General features: G+C 65.0%; 4 protein-coding genes. 1 reads left to right on the top strand and 3 read right to left on the bottom strand.

Features of this window, described 5'->3' with window-relative positions; genetic code table 11:
- Positions 1-118 precede the first annotated feature (118 nt).
- The 3 genes from IAE39_RS28910 to IAE39_RS28900 all read right to left on the bottom strand — a co-directional run bounded on the left by IAE39_RS28910 (position 119) and on the right by IAE39_RS28900 (position 2,932).
- The gene (locus tag IAE39_RS28910) at positions 119-934 is read right to left on the bottom strand and encodes a sugar phosphate isomerase/epimerase family protein (protein WP_201207878.1); all 816 of its coding nucleotides are present in this window, start codon (positions 932-934) and stop codon (positions 119-121) included.
- 29 nt (positions 935-963) lie between these two features.
- The gene (locus IAE39_RS28905; RefSeq protein ID WP_201207877.1) at positions 964-2,016 is read right to left on the bottom strand and encodes a Gfo/Idh/MocA family protein; all 1,053 of its coding nucleotides are present in this window, start codon (positions 2,014-2,016) and stop codon (positions 964-966) included.
- A 139-nt stretch (positions 2,017-2,155) separates the two neighbouring features.
- A complete protein-coding gene (locus tag IAE39_RS28900; protein WP_201207876.1) occupies positions 2,156-2,932 on the bottom strand; it encodes an IclR family transcriptional regulator in 777 nt (258 codons plus the stop codon).
- A gap of 193 nt (positions 2,933-3,125) precedes the next feature.
- Here IAE39_RS28900 and IAE39_RS28895 point away from each other — a divergent pair, with 193 nt between their 5' ends.
- A complete protein-coding gene (locus IAE39_RS28895; protein ID WP_201207875.1) occupies positions 3,126-4,838 on the top strand; it encodes an FAD-dependent oxidoreductase in 1,713 nt (570 codons plus the stop codon).
- Positions 4,839-4,962: the final 124 nt, after the last annotated feature.

The raw sequence follows: 4,962 nt of genomic DNA, 5'->3' as shown, positions 1-4,962 counted from the left end.
CCCCCCCCCCCCCCCCCCCCCCCCCCCCCCCCCCCCCCGCTCCTACAAGGGCCAGTGCTGGCCAGGAGAGATATGCAAGATAGTTCCCACAGTACTACGTGCGAACCAAGTATTAGCGTCAGACCATTGCCAACACTGCCTTGGCCTTCTCCAGTGCCATCCGCGCACGCTGCTCGCCACTGATGCCCTGCTCCAGCAGCTGCCGCGTGGGGATTTCCAGGCTCAGCGGGACGGTTGCCGGCAACGCGCGCAGCAGGCTGATCAGGTCGGCATCGCCTTCGCCGGGGAAGCGCCGCTCGTTGCGCGCCTGGCGCAAGATTTCGTCCATGTCGGCCGGCACCGGGCCGGCAACGTCACACAGCTGGGCATAGCGCATGCGCTGCGGTGCCAGTTGCGCCAGGTCGCTCAGCGAAGAGCGGGAGCGGTTGAAATGGAAGGCATCCACCAGCACGCAGCCATTGCTGCAGCCTGCATTGGCCACCACGCGCATGGCCTGGCGCAGGTCGCGTACGTCGGTCCACGGCATGAACTCCAGGTGCGGGTGAATGCCATACCCCGCAGCCAGCTCGCACAAGGCAGCAAAACGTTCGGTCAGGCGCGCTTCATCCGGGTCATTGCCAGCCACCAGCAGTTCAGTACCGCCCAGCTCAGCGCCCACCGCCAGGATCGGCTCGAAATCCGCGACAGAGGTTTCCGGCTTCAGGCGCAGGATTTCCAGGTCGAGCACCTTGATACCGGTATCGCGCAAACGCGCCTGTGTCTGCCGGCGCAGGTCGCCATCGGCCACCAGCGGGAAGTGCTGCTCTTGCTCGGTAGCCGGTACCAGGCGCAAGCCCACGTGGCTGTAACCGGCGCGGGCGGCTGCCTCGACCATGTCCGGCGGGGAAAGCTCAAGCACCGTCAGGGCCGCGAGGGAGAAAATTCGATCAGTCATTGTTGGTCACCAAAAAAGAAGAGGTCGTACTAGGCAATGTGTTCCGGCGCGCAGGCGCGGCCGCTTTCGGCGGCCTGGCGAATCGCTTCGATCAGCGCCAGGGTGCGGCCGCCGTCGGCGGCATCGATCAGCGGCGCCTGCTCACCACGGGCAACCCGTATGAAGTGCTGCAACTGCAAGGTCAGTGCCTCGCCAGCGGGGATGCTTTCTTCGTGCTGCAACAACGGCGTGTGCCAGCCCGAACCGGCTTCGGCGTAGTGCCAGCGCTTGAGCTGAGGAATGCTCAAGGCCCCCTGTGTACCGGCCAGCAGGTAACACGGTTGGCCATCCTGACGCGGGTAGACCGGGCTTTCACCGGAGTCCAGCTCCCAGCTCCATGGCGCGGCCACCGCGTCGGAGCCGGTCAGGCTACCCAGGGCGCCATTGGCGAACTGCAACAGCACGGCGGCACTGTCTTCGTTGGCGAAACCACGCACGTCGTTGCGGGTGAAGGCCTGCACCTGTACCACTTCACCGCACAGGTGGCGCAGCAGGTCGAGGTCGTGGATCAGGTTGGTCAGCAAGAAACCGGCCCCCGGCTCACGGCGCCAGGGGGTTTCGAAATAGCTGTCGGGCTTTTGCAGTTGCCACAGTGCAGTGACATTGATCAGCCGGCCCAGCTTGCCCTCGCTGATCACCTGATGCGCCTTGGCGATCAGCGGGTTGTGCCGACGATGGTGGCCGACCAGTACCGGCACATTGCGCTGGCGTGAGGCCTCCACCAGTGCACGCACTTCATCCAGGTGTACGCCTACCGGTTTTTCGACCAGCACCGGCACACCGGCCTCGACGCAATCCAGCGCGGTGGTCACATGCTGGTTGTTCGGGTTGGCAATGATCACAGCCTCTGGGCGCACGCGCTCGAGCATCTGCCGGTGGTCGGCAAAATACGGCACGCCGCATTCGCCAGCGAAGCCCTCGGCCTGTGGGCCTGGGTCGGCCACAGCGCACAGCTGAGCCTGGGGCACATTGCGCAAGTGCTGGTAATGCTGGCGGCCCATGATGCCAGCGCCGATCAAGGCGATACGAAGGGGTGCGTTCAACAGCCTGTCCTCTTGTCATTGTTGTGATGCGAATTCTGAAACCCTGTTCCACAATTCGCATTCACCAATGTAGAACCCCGTTCAGCTTTTCAGAAGACGCGGCGCAACAGACTGTGCGGTAATCGACCGGAATATCCCTTCAGGCAAACAGTTCGCTGGCCCGGCTGGCGGCCGACAGCTCTTCTGCCGCCGCCAGCAACAGCGGTGCCAGCTCTGCGAGGCGGCTTTGCGCCAGGCGTGCGCTTGGCCCGGCGATGCTCAGCACACCGATAACCGCGTCACTTTGTGGGCGGCGTACCACCGCAGCCAGGGCCGAGGTGCCGATAGCCGACGTTTCCTCGACCCAGGCATACCCACGCTCGCGGGCGCGGTGCAGGTAGGCGATCAGCTCATCAGTGGAGCGTGGCGCGTTCGGGCCGAACCGGGTGGGGTCGGCGATGCCTTGGCGCAACACCATCTGCAGCGCCTGTTCATCGTCCAGGCTGGCCAGCCAGGCATGCCCTGATGCGGTGTAGAACAAGGGTGCGTCGCGGCCCATGTCGGGGTCATAACGCAGCCCGGAGCGCGCGCCCTGGGACTTGGCGATCCAGGTCTGCCGGGCCCCATCGATCACGCCAAGGCGCACCAGCTCGCCGCTGTCCTGGGCCAGGCGGTCGAGTATCGGCTGGATGATGTCGGCGCCGCTGCTGGCCAGGTAACGAAAACCCTGCGCCACCAGCTTGGCCGACAGCTGGTAGCGGCTGTTGTCACGGTTTTGCCGCACGTAACCCAGCCGCACCAGTTCGGTGAGCATGCGGTGGGCCGCACTTTTAGGGATGTCCAGGCGCTCGGCCAGGGTTTGCAACGGCAGGCCCTGAGGCTCACCGGTAAGGCTTTCTACAAGACTGAAGGCGCGTTCGATCTGACTACCAGCCATGACACAGGTCCCTGATATTTTTTGCGGATTCTAGAAGATGATTCCACATTGCCGATAGCATCCGCACCCAGGCCCCGGCGAAGTGTCCGATTATCGCCCGCTACTTGACCGGCTCACCTGCCCCTCCCTTGCAGATCGATCCTGCACCGATAAAAATGTGGAACCTTGTTCCAATAACAAACAGGATTGCGCAATGCCTTCTGCTCCCTTCGAAACCGAATGCGATGTACTGGTCATAGGCTCTGGCGCTGCAGGGCTGGCTGCGGCCGTAACGGCTGCCTGGCATGGGCAGAAGGTGATCGTGGTAGAGAAGGAGCCGGTATTCGGCGGCGCCACGGCATGGTCCGGTGGCTGGGCCTGGGTACCGCGCAACCCGCTGGCGCGCCGGGCAGGCATCGAGGAGAGCATCGAGCAACCGCGTACCTATCTGCGCAATGAATTGGGGGCAAATTATGACGCCGAGCGCGTTGATGCCTTCCTTGAAGCCTGCCCGCACATGGTGGCGTTTTTCGAGCGGCATACGGCGCTGCAGTTTGCCGACGGCAATGGCATCCCGGACATGCATGGCGATACCCCTGGTGCAGCCCAGGGCGGACACCAGGTGATTGCCGCCCCCTATGACGCCCGCGAGGCGGGTGCACTGCTGCCACGCTTGCGCAAGACCCTGCGCGAAACCTCGTTCATGGGCATGCCGATCATGGCCGGCGCCGACCTTGCCGCGTTCCTCAACATGACCCGCTCGCCCAAAGCCTTGCTGCACGTATGCAAGCGCTTTGCTCGCCACCTGTACCACCTGGCCCGCCATGGCCGGGCGATGCACCTGGTCAACGGCGTGGCGCTGGTGGCGCGGCTGGCCAAGTCTGCGCAAGACCTGGGGGTGCAGCTGCAGGAGTCGGCGCCGGCCAAGCGCTTGCTGGTCGAGGACGGCCAGGTGCGCGGGGCGCTGGTGGCGACGCCACAAGGCGAGCAACGCATCCGGGCCAAGGCCGTGGTGCTGGCTGCGGGCGGGTTCCCCAACGATACGGCCCGCCGCCGGCAACTGTTCCCGCGCGATGCCAGCGGCCACGACAACCTCGCCCTGCCCCCCAAGGGCTGCTCGGGCGATGGTCTGCGCCTGGGTGAGTCGGCCGGTGGCGTGGTGGCTACCGACCTGGAGTCGCCGGTGGCCTGGGCGCCGGTTTCGCAGGTGCCGCACCGCGATGGCAGTGTCGGCCACTTCCCGCACATCATCGAACGCGGCAAGCCGGGCATTATCGGCGTGCTGGCCAACGGCAAGCGTTTCGTCAATGAAGCGCATGGTTACTACGACTATGTCTCGGCCATGGTCGCGGCTGTGCCGCAGGATGAGGAAGTGTGTTCGTGGCTGGTCTGCGACCATCGTTTCCTGCGCCGCTACGGCCTGGGCCATGCCCGCCCCGCGCCCCTGCCGGTGTGGCCGCATGTGCGCAGCGGCTACCTGAAACGCGGCGCCACGCTGGAAGCGTTGGCCACTGCCTGCGGCATTGACCCGGCCGGGTTGCGGGCCACGGTTAACGTGTTCAACAGCCATGCGCGCCATGGCGAGGACCCGGCATTTGGCCGTGGCTCCACACCGTTCAACCGCAAGCAGGGTGACCCGCAGCACAAAGGCCCCAACCCTTGCGTGGCGCCGATCGAACAGGGGCCGTTCTATGCGGTGAAGGTGAAACCGGGTTGCTTTGGCACCTTTGCCGGGTTGCGCACCGACGGCAGTGCGCGGGTGCTGGATGAGGCCGGGCAGCCGATTGCCGGGCTGTACGCGGCGGGTACCGACATGGCCAGCGTGTTTGGTGGGTGGTACCCGTCGGGTGGCATCAACCTGGGGCCGGCGCTGACCTTTGGTTATGTGGCCGGGCGACATATTGCCGGGGTGCGGGGGTATGAGTGATAGGCGATGTACGACGGAAGGTTTGTAGTACGCCGAAAGGTTTGCAGTACGCCGAAAGGTTTGCAGCGCCTGCGAGATCGAGCGCCGCGGGTGTTCGCCGAAACATTTTCAGCGCCTATGAGAT

Origin of the sequence: Pseudomonas sp. S37 (assembly GCF_016658545.1) — a bacterium.
Classification (GTDB): Bacteria; Pseudomonadota; Gammaproteobacteria; order Pseudomonadales; family Pseudomonadaceae; genus Aquipseudomonas.
Note: the sequence above shows the minus strand (reverse complement) of the source record. Positions and strands in the feature narration are given on the sequence as shown.